Raw genomic sequence first — 24347 nt, 5'->3', positions numbered from 1 at the left:
AGGCAAATGAGTGATGATTTATCCGCGCGGGGTCAGGCCCATTTTTTTCCGGCCCTCGGCCGGGGTCAGGACGCTGGCGCCCAAGCGGCTGAGTATCTCGGTGGCACGCTCAACGAGTTGACCGTTGGTCGCCAGCACGCCTTTGTCCAGCCACAGGTTGTCTTCCAGCCCGACCCGCACGTTGCCACCCAGCAGCACCGCTTGCGCGGCCATCGGCATCTGCATCCGGCCGATACCAAACCCGGCCCACACCGCGTCCGCCGGCAGGTTGTCGACCATGGCTTTCATGGTGGTGGTGTCGGCCGGCGCGCCCCACGGAATGCCCAGGCACAGCTGGAACAGCGGGTTATCGAGCAAACCTTCCTTGATCATCTGTTTGGCGAACCACAGGTGACCGGTGTCGAAAATTTCCAGCTCGGCTTTCACGCCCAACTCGGTGATGCGTTTGGCGCCGGCGCGCAGTTGTGCCGGGGTGGAGACATAAATGGTGTCGCCGTCGCCGAAGTTCAGGGTGCCGCAATCGAGGGTGCAGATTTCCGGCAGCAGTTCTTCGACGTGGGCCAGACGAGTCAGCGGGCCGACCAGATCGGTGTTCGGGCCGAACTCCATCGGCTTCTCGCCAGCGCCGATTTCCAGATCGCCACCCATGCCGGCCGTGAGGTTGACGATGATGTCGACGTCAGCCTCGCGGATGCGCTCCATCACTTCGCGGTACAGCGCCACATCGCGACTGAACTTGCCGGTCTGCGGATCGCGGACGTGACAGTGCACAACGGTGGCGCCAGCCTTGGCCGCTTCCACGGCGGCGGCGGCAATCTGTTTTGGGGTGACCGGTACGTGGGGGCTCCTGGCGGTCGTGTCGCCAGCACCGGTGAGTGCGCAGGTGATGATGACGTCGTGGTTCATGTGTCGGTTTCCTTCAGGCGTGATGGGGCTGTTCGCAGCCCTTTGCGGGCTGCGAAACGGTGATTCAGGAGGACGTTATTTGCGGGTCAGTTGCAGGTTTTCAGCGGCCGGTTTGCCGTCGAAAGTGGTCACACCTTCGAGCCAGCGCTGTTTGTCTGCCGGGTGATCCTTGAGCCACTGCTTGGCCGACTCGAAGGCGTCCTTGTGATCGAGCAGCGGTTGCATCATCCGGCTCTCGTCTTCAGCGGTGAACGTCAGATTGCTCAGCAGGCGACCGATGTTCGGGCACTGTTCGGCGTATTTCGGCGCGGTGACGGTCCACACGGTGGCCATGCCCTCGTTCGGGCCGAGGGCGTCATTGCTGCCGGTGAGGTAGGTCATCTTGACGTTGACGTTCATCGGGTGCGGCGCCCAGCCGAAGAACACCACGGCTTCCTTGCGACGCACGGCGCGATCGACGGCGGCGAGCATCCCCGCTTCACTGGACTCGACCAACTGGAACTTGCCGAGGCCAAACTGGTTTTTGGCGATCATCGCCTTGATCTGCGTGTTGGCGCCCGAACCCGGTTCGATGCCGTAGATCTTGCCGCCCAGTTCCTTCTCGAACTTGGCGATGTCGGCGAAAGTCTTCAGGCCCTTGTCAGCCAGGTACGTCGGCACGGCGAGGGTGGCGCGGGCGTCTTTGAGGCTTGGAGCGTCAAGGACTTTGACCTGGTTAGCCTCGACGAACGGGGTGATGGTCTGGGTCATCAGCGGGTTCCAGTAGCCGAGAAACAGGTCCAGACGCTGATCGCGGATCCCGGCGAAGATGATTTGCTGGGACGCGCTGGTTTGTTTGGTGTTGTAGCCGAGGCCGTCGAGCAGGACCTGGGTCATGGCACTGGTGGCGATCACGTCGGTCCAGTTGACCACGCCCATGCGCACGTTCTGGCAAGACGCGGGTTCGGCGGCCATGACGCTGGCGCTCAAGAAAGCGGTACCGCTGAGTGCAAGAACGCAGCTGCTGATCAGTCGTTTCATGTCGGGTTCCTCGGCAGGTTGTTTATTGTGAGTTCCGGCGTCTGTTGCGCCGGTGATGCAAAGTTACGCAGCAACGCCCCCGTGAAAGCGCACTGCGGCGACTGGCACTTGCACTGTAGCGACCTGCGCGCTTGAACGCTGACGACAATCGGCGTATCAACGAGCCACGCTACCCTCCCTCTCGTTACCCGCGAATCGAGTGCGCACATGTCTCAGGATTTCTACTTCCTGCTGATGCCGGGGTTCTCCGCCATCGGCTTTATCTCGGCAATCGAACCGCTGCGGGTCGCCAACCGCTTTCGCGGCGAGTTGTACCGCTGGCATGTGCTGAGCGCTGACGGCGGGGCGGTACTGGCGAGCAACGGCATGTCGGTCAACGCCGACGCGGCGCTGGAACCGCTGAAGAAAGGCGCGACGTTATGGGTGGTGGCCGGGTTCGAACCACTGAAGTTCGCCACGCCGACGCTTGAACATTGGCTGCGACGGCTGGACAACGAAGGCGTGACCCTCGGCGCCATCGACACCGGCAGCTTCGTTCTGGCTGAGGCGGGCCTGCTCGATGGCCATCGCCTGACCCTGCACTGGGAGGCCATTGACGCCTTCAAGGAATCTTATCCACAGCTCAGCGTGACCCAGGAGCTGTTCGAGATCGACCGTCGGCGCATCACCTCGGCCGGCGGTACGGCGTCCATCGACCTGATGCTCGACCTGATCGCCCAGGCCCATGGCCCGCAACTGGCAATTCAGGTCAGCGAACAATTCGTGCTGGGGCGCATTCGTCCGCGCAAAGATCACCAACGCATGGAAGTCGCCACGCGTTACGGGATCAACAACAAGAAACTGGTTCAGGTGATTGGCGAGATGGAACAACACAGCGAACCGCCGCTGACCACGTTGGCGTTGGCGGAATCGATCAAGGTGACGCGCCGGCAATTGGAGCGCTTGTTTCGGCTGCATCTGAACGACACGCCGAGCAATTTCTATCTGCGGTTAAGGCTGGAAAAGGCCCAGCAGTTGTTGCGCCAGACCGACATGAGCGTGCTGGAAGTGAGCATCGCCTGCGGGTTTGAATCGCCGTCGTATTTTACCCGCAGCTACCGGGCAAAATTCGCCCGCTGCCCCCGCGAAGACCGGCATACCGCCCAAACCTGAACGGGTGCACACGACACCCATGTGGGAGCGGGCTTGCTCGCGAATGCGGTGTGTCATTCAACAATGCAGTCGACTGACACGCCCTCTTCGCGAGCAAGCCCGCTCCCACATTTTTGATCTTCTTTGTCTGGAAGATCAGGTTACTTCTTCACCAACGCCGAACACGCAGCCTTATAAGCCTCATGCTGATACTTGTTCAGCGTCCCCGGCAGCTCGACGTTGTGCTTCTTGGCCTGCGCGTTGATCGTCTGTGGCGACAACAACGTCACTTCACAACCATCCAACAACTGAAACACACCCTCGATCTTGAACGTCGTTGGCCCACCGGCAAATTCGCCCTTCTTGCTGCGCTTCTTGATCGCAATCCGGTCAATCGAATTCTCCCGCACAAACGACGCTACCTGCGCGGCGAACAGCTTCACGTTGGCCGCTTCGTCATCGTCGTCGAGGGCGATCTTCTTGGTGGCAAGAGCAACGTGGCTCAGGACCGAACCGTCGAGAGCGGCCACGGCGATGATCGCTTCGCTGCCTTTGATTTCGATGCCGCAGATGTTCATGGGCGAGTGACCTTATGAGCGAATTGGATGGCGGTCATGTTGACGCAGTCGGGCGGTCAAGTCACCTCGCGTCGGTGCCCGAACGGAGCAATACCGCTGGTCGGAAATCGTTGCTGACCTGTAATTTCTGACAGTAGACACCCTTCTGACTGGCGCCTAGCTTGGTTGCCGAGGGATTGGGGCGATGGTCGTCCTCTCCCATTTCGTAACTTCGCTCAAGGGACTGAAGACATGAAGCTGCGCAAGAACATTCGCTCATTGACCCAAAACGAAAAAAACAACTTCGTCGCCGCCTGCCTCCAGCTCAAACAGTCAGGCCAATACGACGAGTATGTGCACCTGCATCATCAGGTCATGAAGCCCACAGTGTTGCCACATGAACCAAACGACCCAAACTACCGCAATGGTGCTCACCGTGGGCCTTCATTCCTGCCATGGCACCGGGCATTTTTGCTGAAGTTCGAAAATGACCTTCAGGTGATTAACCCTTCCATCACGATTCCGTACTGGAACTGGACCGAAGATGCCGCCGATCCGCTCAACTCTCCGGTGTGGGCTGAGGATTTTATGGGCGGTAATGGTGTTGAAGGCGATGACTGGCGTGTCGCAACCGGTCGGTTTGCCTTTAAGCACGGACAATGGCCCGTTCCCTCCTATCCGGATGACGATTTGCCAGGTCCTGGTTTGAAGCGCCAGTTCGGGCTGGTCGTGAACTCATTGCCGACACCGCAAGATCTGCAAATGGCGTTGCGTGAAAGTCTTTACGACACACCGCCCTATGATTCCGGACCAACTGTGCGCGGTTTCCGAAATCGTCTGGAAGGCTGGATCACACAGCGCGGCGATCCGCAGGTAACCACTGCGGGTTCACAACTGCATAATCGCGTCCACCTCTGGGTGGGCGGCAATATGCTGCCGATGACGTCTCCGGATGATCCAGTGTTCTTCTTGCATCACTGCTTTGTCGACAAAGTGTGGGCAGACTGGCAGTCGCTGATGCTACAGAGCAACGAACGTTGGGCGCCGCATTACGCGCCGCTGGTCAATGGTCCGAAAGGACATAACTACGATGATGTGCTTGAGCCGTTTGCGCAGTCTGCTCGGAGTGTGAGCGATATCACTGACTTGGGGTATGAGTATGAGTATGAGACGCCACGTCTGATCCTCGATCATGTGAAGCATCGGTCTCCTTTTCACGACTGATGCTGGCACCGGGTGGCGGAGTGAATGCCTGGCTTATGCGGCAGGTATTCACACCGTAACCGGCTATAGCTCAAGCTGCCCGGAGGAGATTCCGAAGGCCTTGCGCAACGTACTGCGCATAGGGAATGACCACGAAGACCGGTTTGCCCTCGGCATCATTGATGATTTGGATGTCAGTAGGTGCGTTCATGGTTCTGGAAATATAAGTCTTATATTGGATTTTTAGATCTTTGCTTCTATTCCCCGTCCGGCCAATCCTCGATGTTGGTCGGCATGTTTCTTGGTTTCAAAGTTACTCCTGCCCAATCGACTCCAAAAACTCCGACCGTTCATCACTCATCCGCGCCACGCAGTCATTTTGCGCAATCTTGAACGCCTTGCTGCCCGCCGTCGCCGGGAAAGCCTCCACCGCGCAATCCGCATCCCGCGTCTTCAGCCACTGCTGCTGGGCGGTTTTGAGTTTGGCGGTGATGTCGGCCAGTTGCGCCGGATTCTTGCCGTACGCCGTTTGCATGCGTTCGGTAAGGCTGGCGTAGTTGTCCTTGAGCAGGTCTTCGGCGGTGGTGCGGCTGTAGGTCGAGCATTCCAGGGTCTGGATGTCGTTTTCGACGGCGTCGCACGGGTTGTTGTCGGACTCTTCGGCGGCGTGTACGCCGGTCGCAATCAGGGCCAAAGCCAGGAAGATCGATTTCATTGATGTCGCCGCTCTTATCCAGTGGTGTTTGCAAGATGCGCCAGATTCTGGCTTAAGCGAGCAGGCTTGAACAGGTGGCCGTTCGGGGCGGTTAGTGACCCTTTGTCGCGGATTGACGCTTTCGGCAATTCCCCTGTCGTTTTTGCACCCGGTCGCCCCCGCACCGAGGCATATGCTGGCCCCAAAGCGCCGGCAGACGATTCGGCGCATGAATTGCCAATAAGGGGACGCCTGATGAGCCCAGCCGAATTACACGCCGACAGCATCGTTATCGACGGTCTGATCATTGCCAAATGGAACCGCGAGCTGTTCGAAGACATGCGCAAGGGCGGTCTGACGGCGGCCAACTGCACTGTGTCGGTGTGGGAAGGCTTTCAGGCGACCGTGAACAACATCGCTGCCAGCCAGAAGCTGATCCGCGAAAACAGTGACCTGGTGATGCCGGTGCGCACCACCGCCGACATCCGTCGCGCCAAAGAGCAGGGCAAGACCGGCATCCTGTTCGGCTTCCAGAATGCCCACGCCTTTGAAGACCAGATCGGCTATGTAGAGGTGTTCAAGCAGCTCGGCGTCGGCATCGTGCAGATGTGCTACAACACCCAGAACCTGGTCGGCACCGGTTGCTACGAGCGTGACGGCGGCCTGTCGGGTTTTGGTCGCGAGATCGTCGCCGAGATGAACCGCGTTGGCGTGATGTGCGACCTGTCCCACGTCGGTTCCAAGACCTCCGAGGAAGTCATCCTCGAATCGAAAAAACCGGTCTGCTATTCCCACTGCCTGCCGTCGGGGCTCAAAGAGCACCCGCGCAACAAGTCCGATGAAGAACTCAAGTTCATTGCCGACCACGGTGGTTTCGTCGGCGTGACCATGTTCGCGCCGTTCCTCGCCAAGGGCATCGATTCGACCATCGACGACTACGCCGAAGCCATCGAATACGTGATGAACATTGTCGGCGAAGATTCCATCGGTATCGGCACCGACTTCACTCAGGGCCATGGCCAGGACTTCTTCGAATACCTGACCCACGACAAGGGCTACGCCCGTCGTCTGACCAGCTTCGGCAAGATCATCAACCCGCTGGGCATCCGCACCGTCGGCGAGTTCCCGAACCTGACCGAAACCCTGCTCAAACGCGGCCACTCCGAGCGCGTGGTGCGCAAGATCATGGGCGAGAACTGGGTGAACGTCCTGAAGGACGTCTGGGGCGAATAAGCCACCGCACTTCTGAATCCTTTCCCTCGGCCGTCCGCGCCGAGGGCAACACACCAATTTTTCTGGAGTTAAGTTTCCATGGCCAAGATCGCCCCGCAATTGCCAATCGAAGTCGACAGCGAGACCGGTGTCTGGACCTCAGACGCCCTGCCAATGCTGTACGTGCCGCGCCACTTTTTCGTCAACAACCACATGGGCATCGAGGAAGTGCTGGGCGCCGACGCCTACGCCGAAATTCTCTACAAGGCCGGCTACAAATCCGCCTGGCACTGGTGTGAAAAAGAAGCTGAATGCCACGGCCTGGAAGGCGGCGCGGTGTTCGAACACTACATGAAACGCCTGTCGCAGCGCGGCTGGGGCCTGTTCAAGATCCAGGACATCGACCTCGACAAAGGCACCGCCAGCGTCAAGCTCGAACACTCGGCGTTCGTCTACGTCTACGGCAAGGTCGGGCGCAAGGTCGACTACATGTTCACCGGCTGGTTTGCCGGCGCCATGGATCAGATTCTGCAAGCCCGTGGCAGCAACATCCGCACCGTGGCCGAACAAGTCTACGGTGGCTCCGAAGAAGGCCACGATGACGGCCTGTTCACCGTCAAGCCGTTGTAAGTCGAGGAACCCGCCATGGCTTTCGAAGCAATGTTCCAGCCGATCCAGATCGGCAAACTGACCATCCGCAACCGCGTGCTCAGCACTGCGCACGCCGAGGTCTACGCGACTGACGGTGGCATGACCACCGACCGGTACGTCAAGTATTACGAAGAGAAAGCCAAGGGCGGCATCGGCCTGGCGATCTGTGGCGGTTCGTCCGTGGTCGCCATCGACAGCCCGCAGGAATGGTGGAGTTCGGTGAACCTGTCCACCGATCGCATCATTCCGCACTTCCAGAATCTGGCCGACGCCATGCACAAGCACGGCGCCAAGATCATGATCCAGATTACTCACATGGGTCGTCGCTCGCGTTGGGACGGCTTCAACTGGCCGACCCTGATGTCGCCATCGGGCATCCGTGAACCGGTGCACCGCGCGACCTGCAAAACCATCGAGCCGGAAGAAATCTGGCGGGTGATCGGCAACTACGCTCAGGCCGCGCGTCGGGCCAAGGCCGGTGGGCTTGACGGCGTTGAGCTGTCCGCCGTGCACCAGCACATGATTGACCAGTTCTGGAGCCCGCGCGTCAACAAGCGCACCGACGAATGGGGTGGCACCTTCGAAGGCCGGATGAAGTTCGGTCTGGAAGTCTTGAAAGCCGTGCGCGCCGAGGTCGGTGACGACTTCTGCGTGGGCATGCGTATCTGCGGTGACGAGTTCCACCCGGACGGCTTGTCCCACGAAGACATGAAGCAGATCGCCAAGTATTACGACGACACCGGCATGCTCGACTTTATCGGTGTGGTGGGCTCGGGTTGTGACACTCACAACACCCTGGCCAACGTGATCCCCAACATGAGTTATCCCCCGGAGCCTTTCCTGCATCTGGCGGCCGGGATCAAGGAAGTGGTCAAGGTGCCAGTGCTCCACGCACAGAACATCAAGGACCCCAACCAGGCCACGCGGATTCTTGAGGGGGGTTACGTCGACATGGTCGGCATGACCCGTGCGCACATCGCTGACCCGCACCTGATCGCCAAGATCAAGATGGGCCAGATCGACCAGATCAAACAGTGCGTCGGCGCCAACTATTGCATCGATCGCCAGTATCAAGGTCTGGACGTGTTGTGTATCCAGAATGCTGCAACGTCCCGTGAATACATGGGCGTGCCGCACATCATCGAGAAATCCACCGGACCGAAACGCAAGGTTGTGGTGGTCGGTGCTGGCCCTGCCGGGATGGAAGCGGCGCGCGTGGCGGCCGAACGTGGCCACGACGTGACCCTGTTCGAGAAGAAGGAATTCATCGGCGGGCAGATCACTACGGCGTCGAAAGCGCCGCAACGTGACCAGATCGCCGGCATTACCCGCTGGTTCCAACTGGAACTGGCACGACTGAAAGTCGACCTGCGTCTGGGCACCGCTGCCGATGCAGCGGCCATCATGGACCTGCGTCCGGACGTGGTCGTACTGGCAGTGGGCGGGCATCCGTTCCTGGAGCAGAACGAACACTGGGGCGCCGCCGAAGGGCTGGTGGTCAGCAGTTGGGACGTGCTTGACGGCAAGGTTGCGCCGGGCAAGAACGTGCTGGTCTACGACACCATTTGCGAGTTCACCGGGATGTCGGTCGCCGACTTCCTCGCCGACAAGGGCAGCCAGGTCGAAATCGTCACCGACGACATCAAACCGGGCGTGGCCATCGGCGGTACGTCGTTCCCGACCTACTACCGCAGCATGTACCCGAAAGAAGTGATCATGACTGGCGACATGATGCTGGAGAAGGTCTACCGCGAAGGCGACAAACTCGTCGCGGTGCTGGAGAACGAATACACCGGTGCCAAAGAGGAGCGGGTGGTCGATCAGGTGGTGGTGGAAAACGGCGTACGTCCGGACGAGGAAATCTACTACGCGCTCAAAGAGGGCTCGCGCAACAAGGGGCAGATCGACGTCGAAGCGTTGTTCGCGATCCAGCCGCAGCCATCGCTGAGCACCACCGGTGACGGCTACTTGCTGTTCCGCATCGGCGATTGCGTGGCGCAGCGTAATACCCACGCCGCCATTTATGACGCCCTGCGGCTCTGCAAGGATTTCTGACGGCGAGCACAAAACCCTGTGGGAACGGGCTTGCTCGCGAATGCATTCTGTCAGTTCGACATGAGCTGACTGATCCAGCGCTTTCGCGAGCAAGCCCGCTCCCACATTAATGCAGACCGTGTTTCTCCAGGCTGTACTGGTGGGAGCTTCACCTATGTTGAACACCCTTCTTCCAATCCTGTTGTTCGCAGCCCTGGGCCTCGGTGTCCTCGGCGCGTTGCGGCGGGTAGCGATGTGGCGTCGTGGCCGGGCCTCTAAGGTCGACCTGATCGGCGGCCTGTTTGCCATGCCCAAGCGCTATATGGTCGATCTGCACCATGTGGTGGCGCGGGACAAATACATCGCCAACACCCACGTCGCCACGGCGGGTGGCGCGGTGGCGTCGATCGTGCTGGCGATTCTGGTACACGGTTTCGGCCTGCATAACCGCATTCTCGGGTATGCCTTGCTGCTGATGACGGCCGTGATGTTCGTCGGTGCGATCTTCGTTTACCTGCGTCGGCGCAATCCGCCGGCACGGTTGTCGAAAGGCCCGTGGATGCGCCTGCCGAAAAGCCTGCTGGCGTTCTCGGCGTCGTTCTTCCTGGTGACCTTGCCGGTGGCCGGGATTCTCCCGGAGAACTTCGGCGGCTGGATTTTGGCGGTGATTCTCGGCTTCGGTGTGCTGTGGGGCGTGTCGGAATTGTTCTTCGGCATGACCTGGGGCGGGCCGATGAAGCACGCCTTCGCCGGTGCCCTGCACCTGGCCTGGCACCGCCGCGCCGAGCGCTTTGGTGGTGGCCGTTCCACCGGTTTGAAGCCTCTGGATCTGAATGATCCAACTGCGCCACTGGGCGTGGAAAAACCCAAGGATTTCACCTGGAACCAGTTGCTCGGTTTCGACGCCTGCGTGCAGTGCGGCAAGTGCGAAGCAGCCTGTCCGGCCTTCGCCGCCGGCCAACCGCTGAACCCGAAAAAACTGATTCAGGACATGGTCGTCGGCCTTGCCGGCGGCACTGACGCCAAATTCGCTGGCAGCCCTTATCCGGGTAAACCGGTCGGCGAACACAGCGGCAATGCGCATCAACCGATCGTCAACGGTCTGGTCGATGCCGAAACCCTGTGGTCGTGCACCACCTGCCGCGCCTGCGTCGAGGAGTGCCCGATGATGATCGAGCACGTCGACGCCATCGTCGACATGCGCCGTCACCTTACGCTGGAAAAAGGCGCCACCCCGAACAAGGGCGCCGAAGTCCTGGAAAACCTGATCGCTACCGATAACCCCGGCGGTTTCGCTCCGGGCGGGCGGATGAACTGGGCGGCGGATCTGAACCTCAATCTGTTGAGCGACAAGACATCCACCGACGTGTTGTTCTGGGTCGGCGACGGTGCTTTCGACATGCGCAACCAGCGCACCTTGCGTGCGTTCGTCAAAGTGCTGAAAGCGGCCAGGGTCGACTTCGCGGTGTTGGGCCTGGAAGAGCGCGACAGCGGCGACGTGGCTCGGCGTTTAGGCGATGAAGCGACCTTCCAGTTGCTCGCCAAACGCAACATCCAGACCCTGGCCAAATACCGCTTCAACCGCATCGTCACCTGCGATCCGCACAGTTTCCATGTGCTGAAAAACGAATACGGCGCCTTCGATGGCAACTACCTCGTGCAGCATCACAGCACTTACATGGCCGAAATCATCCAGGCCGGCGCGCTCAACCTCGGTCAGCACAAAGGCAACAGCGTGACTTATCACGATCCGTGCTACCTGGGCCGCTACAACGGCGAGTACGAGGCGCCGCGTGAAGTGCTGCGTGCCCTCGGTATCGAAGTCAAAGAGATGCAACGTTCCGGCTTCCGTTCGCGTTGCTGCGGCGGCGGTGGCGGCGCGCCGATCACTGATATTCCGGGCAAACAGCGGATTCCCGACATGCGCATGGAAGACATCCGCGAAACCGGCGCCGAACTGGTGGCCGTGGGTTGTCCACAGTGCACGGCGATGCTCGAAGGCGTGGTCGAACCGCGTCCGTTGATCAAGGACATCGCCGAACTGGTGGCCGACGCGCTGCTCGAAGATGCCGCGCCAGGCAAGCCGACTACGCCGGCCAAACGTGAACCAGCGGAGGCCCACTGATGAGCGACATTATCCGCCGCGACCCACGCGCCGAATGGATTGCCCGTAACCGTCTGCACCCGCTGCACGCGGCCATGCAACCGGCGCAACATAGCTGGATGGGCCCAAACGGCGTCATCCGCAAGAACCTGCATGGCATCGGTTTTATCGGGCCGAACGGCCTCAAACGCATCGACCGCAGCGGCGCGCAGCAGGGCGGGGCGGTCAAACGTTCGGCCACGGTTGAAGTGCAATTGCCGCTGCACCAGGTACCGGCCCCGGCGTTCTACATCAGCGTGGTGCCGGACATGGTCGGCGGCCGTTTAAGCAGTCACGACCGCGACCTGCTTGGCCTCGCTCATCAATTGGCCGGCAACGACGGCGCGGTGCTGGCCGTGGTGTTTGGCGAACACAAGGAAAACACCTTCGCCACCGCGGGCGTCGATCGCTTGCTGGTGCTGGAAGGCGACCAGTTCAGCGGTTATGCACCGGAGCAACGGGTGCAGGGCTTGCGCGCTGTGGATAACCAGTTCAGTCCACGTCATTGGTTGTTGCCGGACAGCCGCACGGGTGGCGGCGAGCTCGGTCGGCGTTTTGCCGCCGCCTTGGGTGAGCGCCCGGCGACACGGGTGTGGCAGGTCAAGGATCAGGCGTGTATCGGCCGTGCCGGCGCAGGCCTGCAAGACCTGGCACGCCCGGTCGCACGCTTGATTCTGGCCTCGGCCGAATGTGCCGAACCGGTCAGCGAAACCCGTCATGAGGCCTTGCCGGTGGAGTTATCCACAACCGTTGCGCGCAGCCTGTCGCGCATCGAGGATCTGGGCGCGGTGGCGGTCGATCCGGCGGCGATTCCGATGGCCGAAGCGGAGTTCATCTTCTCTGGCGGCAACGGCGTCAAAGACTGGCAACTGTTCCACCAGACGGCCGCCGCCCTCGGCGCCACCGAAGGTGCATCACGGGTCGCGGTGGACGACGGCTTCATGGCGCGCGACCGCCAGGTCGGTGCGTCCGGCACCTGGGTTACGGCACGGGTTTACGTGGCCGTGGGGATTTCCGGGGCGATCCAGCACCTGCAGGGTATCGGCGCCTGCGACAAAGTGGTGGCGATCAACCTTGATCCCGGTTGCGACATGATCAAACGTGCCGACCTGTCGGTGATCGGCGAAAGCGCGCAGATTCTTCAGGCCTTGATCGCGGCGGTTGAGGCTTACCGCAACGACGCCAAGCGCGATGCGGCTTAAGGAACGGCTATGAACACAAAAATCATCAGTTTGGTTTCAATCGGCGCCCACCCGACCTCCGGCCGGCCACGCCGCGCCGAACAGGACGCACGCGCCGTGGAGCTGGGCCTGCAACTGGCTGGGGATAACCTGCAAGTGCTGCATGCCGGCGATGTTGCGGAACCGGCGTTGCGCGCCTATCTGGGCATGGGGCTTACACAGATGCATGTGCTGGAACAACCCGAGGGCGCCGATGCACTGCCCGCCCTGACCGCGTACCTGCGCGATGCCGGCGCGCAGGTGGTACTGACCGGCAGTCAGGCGGAAACCGGCGAAGGTTCGGGGATGTTGCCGTTTCTGCTGGCCGAGGGTTTGGGCTGGCCATTGGTGGTCGGGCTGGCGCAGGTCGAGTCGATCAATGACGGCTCGGCGCTGGTGCTGCAAGCCTTGCCCCGTGGGCAGCGGCGGCGGTTGAAGGTGAAGCTGCCGTTTCTGGCGACTGTGGATAACGCTGCACCGAAACCTCGGCAAAGCGCTTATGGTCCGGCGCGCCGTGGCGTGTTGAACGCCGAAGACGTGGAAGTGCTGGACGACGAACTGCTGGCCGTCGCCACGCTGCAACCGGCCAAGCCACGGCCCAAACGCTTGAAAGTGATCAAGGCCAAAAGCGGTGCGGACCGGATGAAAGCGGCCACGGCCAAGGCCAGTGGCGGTGGTGGGCAAGTATTGAAAGGCGTCACGGCGCAAGCCGGCGCCGAAGCCATTCTCAAACTCCTGATTGAAGAAGGCGTTGTCCGCTAGCCCCAATCTTCCAGACGCTGGCCCCCTGTGGGAGCGAGCAAGCCCGCTCCCACAGGGGGCCAGCGTTCGTCAAAAAATATTGTCTGCCTGGTGTTTACCCACAATCCCTGTTGGCGGATCTGTGGATAAGGTGTTCGCCCATCCCCACACCGCACGCCAATCAAGCCCTGCAGCCATTCGTTCAAAAAACAACCAGTCTAAGTTGCGGTTTTTTCTGGGTTTTTCCCCTGAATAACTCAGCGAGTTGCCCCCAATCTCTGTTGGCGCTTCTGTGGATAAGATGTTCGCTATCCGCTGAAGCCTATACAAACCGTGGCTTGCGAAGATTTGATCAAAAAACAATCAATTCATCCGATTCCACGTAGAACTGCCACGAAAGCCTCGAAATGACACAGCCTCCAGCGCTTTTCCACAGATCGGGCAAAGTTACCCCCGAACTCTGTTGGCGCTTCTGTGGATAACGTGTTCGCCATCCTCTGCAGGCCATGTGAAACGTGGCCTACAAAGATGTGATCAAAAAACGATCAATCTGACGCACAAACCGTGGTTCTGGATAAGTCACGATTTTTCTTCACAAATCAGACAGTTATTTTTCCAGTCATCCACAGTTGTCCCCATTTGCTGTGGGTGGCTGTGTGGATAACTTGTTCGCCAAACCCTGCAAGCCCCGCTGGCTATAGTCCAAATAGCAATTGATCAGATTTCATACAGGTCTAAGCCGTTGCCTTGACTTCGATCCGGCCCCTGTCTTCACTTTGATGGCACAAGGACAGCGACTACTTATCCACATCTGGTTCAGGGAGAACGCCTGATGGATAGCCATCCCCATCGATCAGCCCCCACCCCCCGCAAGTTCTGCGCGCCAGCGCCGCCTTCGTCGCGAAAGCGCTCGGCGCGTCTTGCTGCCCATCAACGCGCTCAGTTGTAGCCGTTAAATCCGCCCAAACCGATGTGCTGTCGCCGGGCTAGCCCGCAGGCCAGGTGCCCGTTCGCCCATTGATTGCAGGCAACCGCAGAGTTGCCCCATCTGCCTGAGAGAGGAACCACCACATGACACGGATCGCAACGCCCATCAGCGAGATCAAGGAACACTACGACGTCATTGTCATTGGCTCCGGTTATGGCGGCGGCATTGCTGCGTCACGCCTGTCCCGTGCCGGTAAGCGCGTGTGTTTGCTGGAGCGAGGCCGGGAAATCCAGCCCGGCGAATACCCCAACACCATGATTGCCGCGACCGAAGAGTTGCAGGTGCACGACCCCGACGGGCATATCGGTTCGCGCACCGGGCTGTTCGACCTGCACGTCAACGCCCAGCAGAACGTGGTGGTCGGTTGTGGATTGGGCGGCACGTCGCTGATCAACGCCAATGTCTCGCTGGAGCCGGAGCCCGGCGTGTTCGATGATCCGCGCTGGCCACAGGCAGTGCGTGAACACCGCGACACGCTGCTCAAGGACGGCTACGCCCGTGCCCGGGAAATGCTCAAACCCAATCCTTATCCGGACACTGCACCCAATCTGCCCAAACTCGACGCCAACAAAAAGTCCGCGGAGTACCTCAAGCAAGGCGCGCATTTCTACAAGCCGCCGATCAACGTGACCTTCGACAAACTGCCGAACAACCTCAACCACGTCGGCGTCGAACAACTGCCGTGCAACCACTGTGGCGATTGCGTCTCGGGCTGTAACAACAAGGCCAAGAACACCACGCTGATGAACTATCTGCCGGACGCCTGGAACCACGGCGCGGAGATTTTCTGTCAGGCCCAAGTGCGACACCTGGAGCGTGACGGCGATGGCTGGATCGTGCACTTCCAGTATCTGGACAGCGGCCGCGAGAAGTTCTCGGCGCCGACGCTGTTCGTGAAGGCCGACATTGTGGTGGTCTCCGCCGGCACGCTGGGCTCCACCGAGATTCTTTTGCGCTCCCGGGACAAAGGCCTGGTGATGTCCGGCCAGCTCGGCGAGAACATGAGCGGCAATGGCGACATCCTGGGCTTCGGCCACAACTGCGAGCAGACCATCAACGGCATCGGTTTCGGCGCGCATCCGGCCAAGGAGTTGCACCCGGTCGGCCCGTGCATCACCTCGATCATCGACATGCGCACCGAGGGCGACTGGCGCAGCCGCATGGTCATTGAGGAAGGCTCGATCCCCGGCGCTCTTGGTCGGCCAATGGTGCCAAGCATGGCCGGGTTCGCCGAGATGATCGGCAAGGCCACCGACGACCGCTTCAGCGCCAAGTTGAAATACAAGGAGCGCGAGGCCGAAAGCTTCCTGCGCGGCCCGTATTACGGCGCGCTGCACAACATGCAGACCTACCTGATCATGAGCCACGACAGTGGCCAGGGGCGGATGGTGCTGGATAACAAGGATCAGTTGCGCATCGACTGGCCAGGCGTCGGCGAACAGGAAAACTTCAAACTCGGCAATGATCGGCTGTATCAGAGCACCAAGGCGCTGGGCGGCGTCTGGGTGGAGAATCCGATCTGGACCAAGCTGCTCAAGCACAGCATCGTCTCGGTGCATCCACTGGGCGGTTGCGTGATGGGCGAGGACGCCGGGCAAGGCGTGGTCAACCACAAGGGCCAGGTGTTCAGCGGTGCTAGTGGCACCGACGTGTACGCCAATCTGTACGTGACTGACGGTGCGGTGATTCCGACCTCGCTGGCGGTCAATCCGCTGCTGACCATCTCCGCCGTCAGTGAACGCAATATGGGCTTGCTCGCCGCTGACCGTGGCTGGCAGATCGATTACACGCTGCCATCCGCACCGAGCAAACAGGTGGCGCCGCCGACCCTTGGCGTGCAGTTTACCGAAACCATGAAGGGCTATTTCTCCCGGGCGTTCACTGCTGCGCAAAGCACCGATCTGAAAGTCTATGAAGCGGCGGCCAAACGCGGCGAGGCAGACAATTCGCCGATCGACTTCACCCTGACCATCACCGCCAACGACCTCAACCGGATGATCAAGGAGCCGGAACACGCCGCGACCATTGTCGGTACGGTCAATGCCTCGGCGCTGTCGCCACAGCCGCTGACCGCCAGCAACGGCGTGTTCAACCTGTTCGAACAATTCGAGGAACAGGTCGATACGCGCCACATGAAGTACGACATGAAACTGACCGCCGAGGACGGCAGTGACTATTTCTTCAGCGCGTTCAAAACCGTGCCGGAAGACAACGGCGTGCTGAACATCTGGCACGACACCAGCACCCTCTATGTGACGTTGTATCGCGGGCCTGACAAGTCGGGCGAGGTGATCGGCTGCGGGGTGATGCACATTCATCCGACCGATTTCGCCAAGCAGATGACCACCATGAAAGTGCTCAACGCGCGCAACGAGCGCGAGCGCATTGAAGGGCTGGCGCGCTTTGGCAAGTTCTTCGCAGGCATTCTCTGGGAGAGTTATGGCGGGGTGTTTGCCGGTGATATCTACTTCAACCCCGACGCGCCACCACGGCTGAAACGGCCGCTGGATGCGCCATCCCCGGCGGTGCATTTCTTCCCCACCGAGGATGGCGTCGAACTGCGCCTGACTCGCTATCAGGCCGGCAGTAAAGGCCCGGTAATGCTGGTGCATGGTTTGGGTGTGGGTTCGAACATCTTTTCCACCGACACCATTCAGACCAACCTGCTCGAATACCTGTGCAAGCACGATTACGACGTCTGGCTGCTGGATTTTCGCGTGAGCATTCTGCTGCCGGCGAGCAAGAAGGAATGGAACGGCGACCAGATCGCCCAGTACGACTTCAAGGCTGCGATTGCGCAGATTCAACAGCAAACCGCTGCCAAAGACGTGCAATGCGTGGTGCATTGCTATGGCGCGACGACGTTTTTCATGTCGCTGCTGGCCGGGTTGCAGGGTGTGCGCTCGGTGGTCTGTTCGCAGATTGCCGCCGACACGGTGGTTGCCACCGCAACGGGGTTGAAGGCCGGGCTGCACCTGCCGGGAATGCTTGACGCCGTCGGCATCAAATCGATGACGGCTTACGCCGACAGCAAGGAGAACTGGTTCAACAGGCTCTACGACAAGGCCCTCAACGGCTACGCACGGATCGAAGCCCAGGGCTATTGCACCAACCCGGTGTGCCACCGCATCACCTTTATGTACGCGTCGCTGTACCGCCACGACACCCTCAACGAAACCCTGCACGACAACCTGCACGAACTGTTCGGCGAATCGAATATCGAGACTTTCGAGCATCTGGCGCTGATCGTGCGCAAAGGGCATCTGGTGGATTTCAAAGGCAACGATGTGTACATGCCGCACTTTGATCGGTTGACCATGCCGATCTGCTTTATCAGCGGTGCCGACAACCAGTGTTATTTGCCGCAAAGCACGCTCAAGACCTATCAGCGCTTGTGTGACCTGCACGGGCCGGATCGCTATAGCCGGCAGGTCGTGCCGGGCTACGGCCACATCGACTGCATGTTCGGCAAGAACGCGGTGGTTGATGTGTATCCGATCATCCTTGAACACCTGGAGAAGACCGCACTCGGTTGACTTGACACCGAGTCGCCCCGTTCGCGAGCAAGCCCGCTCCCACAGGGTTTTGTGTCAGGCACAAGACCAGTGGGTATCCCCCATCCATTGTGGGAGCGGGCTCGCTCGCGAAAGGGGTAGGTCAGGCACTACATCTCTTGGGTCTGTACAAGGAAATGGATGACATGGACACCTACATCCGCTGGTTTCAACGCTTCATCTGGCTAGGCATTGCGATGAACATGGTGTTCGCGATCCCCGCGCTGTTCGCGCCGGGATTGCTGACATCGGTGGTCGGCTTGCCGCCGCAACTCTCCGATCCGTGGCTGGAAAACGCCGGGATGCTGTTGGTGGGCATCAGCGTGTTTTACATGCCGTCGGGGTTCAACGCGTCGCGTTACGTGGTGCATTCCTGGCTGTGCGTGCTGACACGGCTGATCGCCGTGGTGTTCTGGATTTACCTGATCAACACCAGCACTCAGGGCTCGGTGTTTGTGCCGATGCTGATGGGCGATCTGAGTTTTTTCCTGATCCTCGGCATTTTGCTGTACCTGGGTACCACGCCTGAGAATCGACCGCTGGCACTGCTCTGCGAGGGCTGGCGCCAATGGCGCGCCGCGTGGTCGCGACATTGGCAAAGCCACAGCTTCAAGGTCGGCACCTTGGTGGTCGTGGTTTTACTGGGTTTCATCGGTTACGAAACCTGGTACCAGATGCTGCGTGTGGTGCCGGAGCAGGAATACGCCTCCGACGAGGACCATTACAAATACGCCGCCATCGGCCTCGGCATCGAAGCGCGAATCCCCTATTACCTGTTCGCCGTGCTGCCGCAGATGTGCCCTGAGAAAATGCCCAAGCCCGGTGGCTGGGAAGTCTTCGGTTTTCTCTTCGAGAACGGCAAGGACCTGCCCATCGGCATGGCAAAAAGGCAAATCGGCTACCCGACCGTCGAGCCCAATTGCGCGCTGTGCCACACCGGCTCTTACCGCGCCAATGCCAGCGACGTCGCCGTCAATGTGCCCAGTGCGCCGGCCAATACCTTGCAACTGCAAGCGTTCCAATGGTTTGCCTACGATTGCGCCAGCGATCCGACATTCACTACCGACGCGGTGATGGCGGCGATCAACAGCAAATTCCAGCTGGGCTTTTTCGAGAAGCTCTACAACCGTTACCTGATCATGCCGATGGCGAAAAGCGCCTTGCTCAAGCAGAAGCAGGCCTACGCCTGGCAGAAGCTGCGCCCGCAGCAAGGGCCGGGGCGCACCGATACGTTCAACCCGACGAAAATGGTGGTGTTCGGCTTCCCGGATGACTCGACCATCGGCACTGTCGACCTGCCGCAAGTGTGGAACCAGAAACCACGCGAATCGATGTACCTGCATTGGGACGGCAATAACAACAAGATCCACGAACGCAACTACGCTGCCGCGATGGCCGTGGGTGCGACGCCGGAATCGGTACTGCCACCCAGTTTCAACCGCGTGACCAACTGGCTGCTCGGGCACAAGGCCCCGGCGTGGCCGTGGGCGCTGGATCAGGCCAAGGTCGCGCAGGGCAAACCGGTCTGGGAGGCGAACTGTGCCGGTTGCCATGACTTCGGCCGTGCCGACACGGGTCAGGTCACCACCAACATCGATCAGCTCGGCACTGATCCGCATCGGCTGGACTCGTTCACCACCGGTCTGGTGGCGGCGTTCCACACCTTCAAGAAACCGCCGTTCGACTTCGGCGCCTATCGCAAAACCCAGAGTTACAGCAACACGCCCACCGACGGTATCTGGCTGCGCGCGCCGTACCTGCACAACGGCTCGGTGCCGACCCTGTGGGACTTGCTGCAACCGCCGGAAAAACGTCCGCAGGTGTTCATCACCGGTTCCGAAATTTACGACCCGGTCAACGTCGGTTTTGTCACCAGCGGCGCGCAGGCCAAGGCCTCGGCGGACTTCAAGTACGACACGCGGCTGGAGGGCAACCACAACAGCGGTCACCTGTATGGCACGACGCTGTCGGGCGACGACAAGCGTGCGTTGATCGAATTCATGAAAACCCTGTAAGCCCTTACGGAGAGAGGATTACGCCATGTCACTGGTCAGTCATTGGGAACACGAGTACGACAAGGTCAAAGTACGCATTCACGGCTTGGTCACCCGCATGGAAATGGCCTGGATGAAGCTCGTCAGCGAGCTTGAGCCGCATGAGTTCGAGGCCATCATCAAGCTGCTCCAGCGGGGGCACGATCAGGCGCAGTACGTGCTGAAAAACGGCGAGTTGCCGGACGACGAACCGGGCGTGCCCTGGGAGCTGTCTCACGGCTTGTCGATCTTGCGCATCGGCAACGCCGCGCCGTTGCCGCAGTCGAGCGACCAACTGCAAACCCGAGTGCTCAAGGACGGCAGCCTGCTCGGTTGTCGCAAATGGGAACTGCTCGATCTGCTGTGGAGCGAGGCGCTGCTCAAGTGGATCGAAAACCTGCGTCATCACGCGACATTCGGCACCGATCCGGCGTTAGTGCAGATGGAGCGCGATGTGACCCTGGCGATTGCCGGCGACTGGGGCACCGGCCCCTTTGACAGCCACGCGCCGGCGGTGTCGGTGGCCAACCAGATGCAACTGGCCCAGGCCGATTTCACCATCCATCTGGGCGATGTGTATTACGCCGGCAGCCACTCGCAGGAAGACGTCGACATGGCCGGATGGCCGATGGGCACCCATGGCTCATTCACCCTCAATTCCAACCACGAGATGTACAGCGGCGCCCACGGCTACTTCAAGGAACTCGCCAAGCGTTTTGCGGGGCAGCAGGGCACCAGTTATTTTGCCTTGATCAACGATGACTGGCTGGTGGTCGGGCTCGACTCGGCGTACGCGTCTGAGGCATTGAACCTTTATATGGACGGCACCTTGAACGAGCCGCAAATCCAGTGGATGAAAGGCTTGCCGAAACGCAAAAAAATCATGGTGCTCAGCCATCATCAGGGTTTCGATATTACCGGGCACAACAAGACCGCGCTGTATCAACCGGTGTGCGATGCGCTGGGGCGTGAACCGGATTATTGGTATTGGGGGCATTTGCACAACGGCATCGTCTACGCGCAGCAGGGCGGTTTGAAGGCGCGATGTGCCGGGCACGGAGCGATTCCTTATGGCAACGCCAGTGAACTGGACGGGCATTCTCGGGTGTTGTGGTCGGAGACTCAGGATGCGAACGATCCGGCGTATCCGCTGCGGGTGTTGAATGGGTACGCGAAAATCAGGCTGGTGGGGGAGGATATTTTTGAGGAGTTTATTGGTGAGGATGGCAGTGTGAGGTGGTCATCGAAGTGATGAGGTGGCTGGGCCGGCCTCTTCGCGAGCAAGCCCGCTCCCACAGGTGGAATGCATTCCAATTGTGGAAGCGGGTTTGCTCGCGAAGCTTTTGCCTCTGATCTTAGCCCTGAACCGGCACGCCCTTGAGGTACGGCGCAGGCTCGGCGCCGAGGTTGCTCAGCATGCGCTCGCTGTACCAATCGACGAAGTTGACCACACCAAACTCATACGTCTTGGAGTACGGCCCAGGCTGATACGCGGTGGAGTTGATCCCGCGCTGGTTCTCTTCGGCCAGACGGCGGTCCTGATCGTTGGTCGCGTCCCACACCTGACGCATGCGCTCGACGTCGTAATCGACGCCTTCGACCGCGTCCTTGTGCACCAGCCACTTGGTGGTGACCATGGTTTCCTGGGCGCTGATCGGCCACACGGTAAAGACGATGATGTGATCGCCCATGCAGTGGTTCCACGAGTGTGGCAGGTGCAGGATGCGCATCGAACCCAGATCCGGGTTCTTGATCCGGCCCATCAGTTTGGCGCAGCCCTGTTTGCCGTCGAGGGTCATCGACACGGTGCCCTTGAGCAGCGGCATGCGCACGATGCGGTTACGCAGACCGAAACTGGCGTGGGCGTAAGGGATCTTCTCGGCTTCCCAGGCAGCGGCGGAGGCTGCGACGTGATCCTTGAACGCCTGATCGGCGCGCGGGTCGGTGACGTCGTCCCATTCGAGCAGTGTTTTCAGCAGTTCGGGGTGCGAGGCGTTGCAGTGGTAGCACTCGCGGTTGTTTTCCAGCACCAGTTTCCAGTTGGCTTTCTCCATCAAGGTGGTGGTGATCGCCACCTTGGTGTTCTCCATGTCGTACGGTTCCATGTAATGGTTCAGCGTCGACAGGAAGTCATCGATGGCCGGCGGGTTTTCCGCCAGGCTGATAAAGATGTAACCGCCGGCCGTCTTCACGTTCACCGGTTTGAGGCCGTACTGCTTCATGTCGAAGTCGGCGCCCATTTCGGTGCCGGCGAACAGCAGGCGACCGTCCAGCTCATAGGTCCACTGGTGGTAGTGGCAGACCAGTTTGGCCACCTTGCCCTTTTCGCTGGTGCACAGGCGCGAGCCACGGTGGCGGCAGACGTTGTGGAAGGCATGCACCACGCCTTCGGCGCCACGAATGACGATGATCGGGTTCTTGCCGACCTGCAGGGTCAGGTAGTTGCCCTTGGCCGGAATTTCGCAGGTCATGCCAGCGATCAACCACTCTTTCTGGAAGATTTCCTGCATGTCGATATCGAACAGCCGTTCGTCGCTGTAGAACGGTTGTGGCAGCGAAAAGGTGCGCTCGCGCTCCTGCAACATCTGTGCGGTGGCCTTGCGTGCGGGTTCCAGTGGATCGCCCAAGCTCAGGGTAGTGGTGACGTCCATCGATATGTTCCTCATGGCCATCAGGGTGGCCGGCGAATAGTGGCTGATACGGTTACATCGCAAGGCGCAGAAAATCTGTGTTGATGTGGCGCTGAGTGTGGGCCCGGCGCAGGGCGCAACCTTATCCATGGGCGACATGGCGCAATCTGTTCCCGACGTGTATCCCCCAGTGATAGGGGGCTGGTTGCCATAAGTATGTCAATGTCGCGGATAGGTAAACGGGACCTCTGCGCTATACGCAGAATCGCCACATGAAGGCCGACAGTCGGCCGTGGAGAACAGCATGTCCAACAGCTTCCTGAATCCGGTCACCACCCAGACCTGGGCCAATGGCCGACACATCGTCCGTTGCGTCAAAGTCATCCAGGAAACCTGGGACGTGCGCACCTTCTGCTTCATGGCCGATCAGCCGATCCTGTTCTTCTTCAAGCCCGGGCAGTTCGTGACCCTGGAGCTGGAAATCGAAGGCCAGCCGATCATGCGCTCGTACACCATTTCCAGTTCGCCGTCGGTGCCTTACAGCTTCTCGGTGACCATCAAACGGGTGCCGGGCGGCAAAGTCTCGAACTGGCTGCACGACAACCTGCATGAAGGCCAGGAACTGGCGGTGCACGGGCCGGTCGGTCTGTTCAACGCCATCGACTTTCCGGGCCCCAAAGTGCTTTACCTCAGCGGCGGCGTCGGTATCACCCCGGTGATGTCGATGGCGCGCTGGTTCTATGACACCAACGCCAACGTCGACATGACGTTTATCCACAGCGCCCGTTCGCCCAAAGACATCATTTACCACCGCGAGCTGGAGCACATGGCGTCGCGGATCGACAACTTCAGTTTGCACCTGATCTGCGAGAAGCATGGTCTGGGCGAACCGTGGGCCGGGTATCGCGGTTATCTGAACCACAAGATGCTCGAACTGATGGTCCCGGACTTCCTTGAGCGTGAGGTGTTCTGCTGCGGCCCGACGCCGTACATGAGCGCGGTCAAGCGCTTGCTGGAAGCGGCCGGTTACGACATGGCGCGTTATCACGAGGAATCCTTCGGCGCCACGCCACCCGAGGCCCGCGCCGACGCAGTGGAGCAGGCCGAACAAGCTGCGGATGCACCGGAAATCGATGTGGCAGACCTGCATCAGGTGGAATTCACCGCGTCGGGCAAGAGCATTCGCGTGGCGCCGGGCGAAACCGTGCACGCAGCGGCGGCCAAGCTTGGGCTGATGATTCCGAAAGCCTGCGGCATGGGGATTTGCGGGACGTGCAAGGTCATGAAGCTGGGCGGCGAAGTCGAGATGGACCACAACGGCGGGATTACCGAGGAAGACGAGGCCGAAGGGTTTATCTTGTCGTGCTGCAGCGTGCCCAAAGGCGACGTGCGGATCGAATTCTAGATTTCACCGCAGTACAAATGTGGAAGCGGGCTTGCTCGCGAATGCGGTATGTCATTCAACACTGATGTTGACTGATTTGACGCCTTCGCGAGCAAGCCCGCTTGTATGGTAGGACTTGAAGGGAGGAGGAGGGACAAGGCTCGATTCTGACTGTTAGCGCAGTACAGACCGTGGGAGATTTCACCCTCCTCCTTTCACCCAAGCGCCGATAAAGAATGCATCTGG

The 24347-nt window shown here is 60.1% G+C and carries 17 protein-coding genes and 1 pseudogene; 12 read left to right on the top strand and 6 right to left on the bottom strand.

The window, feature by feature from the left end; all coding sequences use genetic code 11:
• Positions 1–18: 18 nt before the first annotated feature.
• Together AACY11_RS16265 and choX are read right to left on the bottom strand one after the other, a co-directional pair.
• Complete coding sequence (locus AACY11_RS16265) at positions 19–906, bottom strand: 3-keto-5-aminohexanoate cleavage protein (protein WP_339430277.1); 888 nt, start codon at positions 904–906, stop codon at positions 19–21.
• A gap of 75 nt (positions 907–981) precedes the next feature.
• Complete coding sequence (choX, locus tag AACY11_RS16260; RefSeq protein WP_339430276.1) at positions 982–1926, bottom strand: choline ABC transporter substrate-binding protein; 945 nt, start codon at positions 1924–1926, stop codon at positions 982–984.
• A 207-nt stretch (positions 1927–2133) separates the two neighbouring features.
• Between choX and AACY11_RS16255 the strand changes: the two genes are divergently transcribed.
• A complete protein-coding gene (locus tag AACY11_RS16255) occupies positions 2134–3078 on the top strand; it encodes a GlxA family transcriptional regulator (protein ID WP_339464477.1) in 945 nt (314 codons plus the stop codon).
• A 140-nt stretch (positions 3079–3218) separates the two neighbouring features.
• Here AACY11_RS16255 and AACY11_RS16250 read toward each other — a convergent pair whose 3' ends face one another.
• Positions 3219–3635, bottom strand: coding sequence for a DUF3010 family protein (locus tag AACY11_RS16250; RefSeq protein WP_339464476.1), 417 nt, complete (start codon positions 3633–3635; stop codon positions 3219–3221).
• 231 nt (positions 3636–3866) lie between these two features.
• Between AACY11_RS16250 and AACY11_RS16245 the strand changes: the two genes are divergently transcribed.
• The gene (locus AACY11_RS16245) at positions 3867–4838 is read left to right on the top strand and encodes a tyrosinase family protein (protein ID WP_339495284.1); all 972 of its coding nucleotides are present in this window, start codon (positions 3867–3869) and stop codon (positions 4836–4838) included.
• Between the two features lie 100 nt (positions 4839–4938).
• Here the strand turns inward: AACY11_RS16245 and AACY11_RS16240 are convergent.
• Both AACY11_RS16240 and AACY11_RS16235 read right to left on the bottom strand, forming a co-directional pair.
• Positions 4939–5028 (bottom strand): annotated as a pseudogene (locus AACY11_RS16240) (helix-turn-helix domain-containing protein); the annotation flags it as partial.
• Between the two features lie 102 nt (positions 5029–5130).
• Positions 5131–5532, bottom strand: a complete 402-nt coding sequence (locus AACY11_RS16235) for a lysozyme inhibitor LprI family protein (protein ID WP_339464473.1) — start codon at positions 5530–5532, stop codon at positions 5131–5133.
• Positions 5533–5766: 234 nt separating this feature from the next.
• On the opposite strand from AACY11_RS16235, the gene AACY11_RS16230 reads away from it, so the two are divergent.
• From AACY11_RS16230 to AACY11_RS16190, 9 genes are all read left to right on the top strand, one after another.
• Positions 5767–6744 carry a dipeptidase gene (locus AACY11_RS16230; RefSeq protein ID WP_194935229.1) on the top strand — a complete coding sequence of 326 codons (978 nt, stop codon included), beginning with the start codon at positions 5767–5769 and terminating at the stop codon, positions 6742–6744.
• Positions 6745–6822: 78 nt separating this feature from the next.
• Positions 6823–7353: a DUF5943 domain-containing protein gene (locus AACY11_RS16225; RefSeq protein ID WP_339464472.1), complete on the top strand. Its 531-nt coding sequence runs from the start codon at positions 6823–6825 to the stop codon at positions 7351–7353.
• 15 nt (positions 7354–7368) lie between these two features.
• A complete protein-coding gene (dgcA, locus tag AACY11_RS16220; RefSeq protein ID WP_339430272.1) occupies positions 7369–9429 on the top strand; it encodes a dimethylglycine demethylation protein DgcA in 2061 nt (686 codons plus the stop codon).
• 154 nt (positions 9430–9583) lie between these two features.
• Positions 9584–11533, top strand: coding sequence for a dimethylglycine demethylation protein DgcB (gene dgcB / locus AACY11_RS16215; protein WP_339430271.1), 1950 nt, complete (start codon positions 9584–9586; stop codon positions 11531–11533).
• Positions 11533–12753, top strand: coding sequence for an electron transfer flavoprotein subunit alpha (gene etfA / locus AACY11_RS16210; protein ID WP_339430270.1), 1221 nt, complete (start codon positions 11533–11535; stop codon positions 12751–12753). Before dgcB ends, etfA begins: the two co-directional genes overlap by 1 nt.
• Before the next feature lie 9 nt (positions 12754–12762).
• Positions 12763–13533, top strand: a complete 771-nt coding sequence (gene etfB / locus AACY11_RS16205; RefSeq protein WP_339430269.1) for an electron transfer flavoprotein subunit beta — start codon at positions 12763–12765, stop codon at positions 13531–13533.
• 1050 nt (positions 13534–14583) lie between these two features.
• Positions 14584–18036 (top strand): GMC family oxidoreductase N-terminal domain-containing protein, encoded by a 3453-nt coding sequence (locus AACY11_RS16200; protein ID WP_339430267.1) that lies wholly within the window; start codon positions 14584–14586, stop codon positions 18034–18036.
• 164 nt (positions 18037–18200) lie between these two features.
• Positions 18201–20069, top strand: coding sequence for a c-type cytochrome (locus tag AACY11_RS16195; RefSeq protein ID WP_339495282.1), 1869 nt, complete (start codon positions 18201–18203; stop codon positions 20067–20069).
• Positions 20070–20094: 25 nt separating this feature from the next.
• Positions 20095–21339, top strand: coding sequence for a metallophosphoesterase family protein (locus tag AACY11_RS16190; RefSeq protein ID WP_339430265.1), 1245 nt, complete (start codon positions 20095–20097; stop codon positions 21337–21339).
• A 103-nt stretch (positions 21340–21442) separates the two neighbouring features.
• On the opposite strand, the gene gbcA is transcribed toward AACY11_RS16190, so the two are convergent.
• Positions 21443–22738: a glycine-betaine demethylase subunit GbcA gene (gbcA, locus tag AACY11_RS16185; RefSeq protein ID WP_339430264.1), complete on the bottom strand. Its 1296-nt coding sequence runs from the start codon at positions 22736–22738 to the stop codon at positions 21443–21445.
• A 283-nt stretch (positions 22739–23021) separates the two neighbouring features.
• Here gbcA and gbcB point away from each other — a divergent pair, with 283 nt between their 5' ends.
• On the top strand, positions 23022–24122 hold the full coding sequence (gbcB, locus tag AACY11_RS16180; RefSeq protein ID WP_221731160.1) for a glycine-betaine demethylase subunit GbcB: 1101 nt from the start codon (positions 23022–23024) through the stop codon (positions 24120–24122).
• Positions 24123–24347 lie beyond the last annotated feature (225 nt).

This window comes from Pseudomonas sp. RA_105y_Pfl2_P56 (assembly GCF_963970845.1).
GTDB classification, from domain to species: Bacteria; Pseudomonadota; Gammaproteobacteria; order Pseudomonadales; family Pseudomonadaceae; genus Aquipseudomonas; species Aquipseudomonas baetica_A.
This window is presented reverse-complemented; position numbering and strand designations above follow the sequence as displayed.

What these genes read in the sequence shown, in the direction of transcription:
- AACY11_RS16265 (WP_339430277.1), bottom strand. Translation starts at nt 906, where the DNA reads ATGAACCACGACGTCATCATCACCTGCGCACTCACCGGTGCTGGCGAC.
- choX (WP_339430276.1), bottom strand. Translation starts at nt 1,926, where the DNA reads ATGAAACGACTGATCAGCAGCTGCGTTCTTGCACTCAGCGGTACCGCT.
- AACY11_RS16255 (WP_339464477.1), top strand. Translation starts at nt 2,134, where the DNA reads ATGTCTCAGGATTTCTACTTCCTGCTGATGCCGGGGTTCTCCGCCATC.
- AACY11_RS16250 (WP_339464476.1), bottom strand. Translation starts at nt 3,635, where the DNA reads ATGAACATCTGCGGCATCGAAATCAAAGGCAGCGAAGCGATCATCGCC.
- AACY11_RS16245 (WP_339495284.1), top strand. Translation starts at nt 3,867, where the DNA reads ATGAAGCTGCGCAAGAACATTCGCTCATTGACCCAAAACGAAAAAAAC.
- AACY11_RS16235 (WP_339464473.1), bottom strand. Translation starts at nt 5,532, where the DNA reads ATGAAATCGATCTTCCTGGCTTTGGCCCTGATTGCGACCGGCGTACAC.
- AACY11_RS16230 (WP_194935229.1), top strand. Translation starts at nt 5,767, where the DNA reads ATGAGCCCAGCCGAATTACACGCCGACAGCATCGTTATCGACGGTCTG.
- AACY11_RS16225 (WP_339464472.1), top strand. Translation starts at nt 6,823, where the DNA reads ATGGCCAAGATCGCCCCGCAATTGCCAATCGAAGTCGACAGCGAGACC.
- dgcA (WP_339430272.1), top strand. Translation starts at nt 7,369, where the DNA reads ATGGCTTTCGAAGCAATGTTCCAGCCGATCCAGATCGGCAAACTGACC.
- dgcB (WP_339430271.1), top strand. Translation starts at nt 9,584, where the DNA reads ATGTTGAACACCCTTCTTCCAATCCTGTTGTTCGCAGCCCTGGGCCTC.
- etfA (WP_339430270.1), top strand. Translation starts at nt 11,533, where the DNA reads ATGAGCGACATTATCCGCCGCGACCCACGCGCCGAATGGATTGCCCGT.
- etfB (WP_339430269.1), top strand. Translation starts at nt 12,763, where the DNA reads ATGAACACAAAAATCATCAGTTTGGTTTCAATCGGCGCCCACCCGACC.
- AACY11_RS16200 (WP_339430267.1), top strand. Translation starts at nt 14,584, where the DNA reads ATGACACGGATCGCAACGCCCATCAGCGAGATCAAGGAACACTACGAC.
- AACY11_RS16195 (WP_339495282.1), top strand. Translation starts at nt 18,201, where the DNA reads ATGGACACCTACATCCGCTGGTTTCAACGCTTCATCTGGCTAGGCATT.
- AACY11_RS16190 (WP_339430265.1), top strand. Translation starts at nt 20,095, where the DNA reads ATGTCACTGGTCAGTCATTGGGAACACGAGTACGACAAGGTCAAAGTA.
- gbcA (WP_339430264.1), bottom strand. Translation starts at nt 22,738, where the DNA reads ATGGACGTCACCACTACCCTGAGCTTGGGCGATCCACTGGAACCCGCA.
- gbcB (WP_221731160.1), top strand. Translation starts at nt 23,022, where the DNA reads ATGTCCAACAGCTTCCTGAATCCGGTCACCACCCAGACCTGGGCCAAT.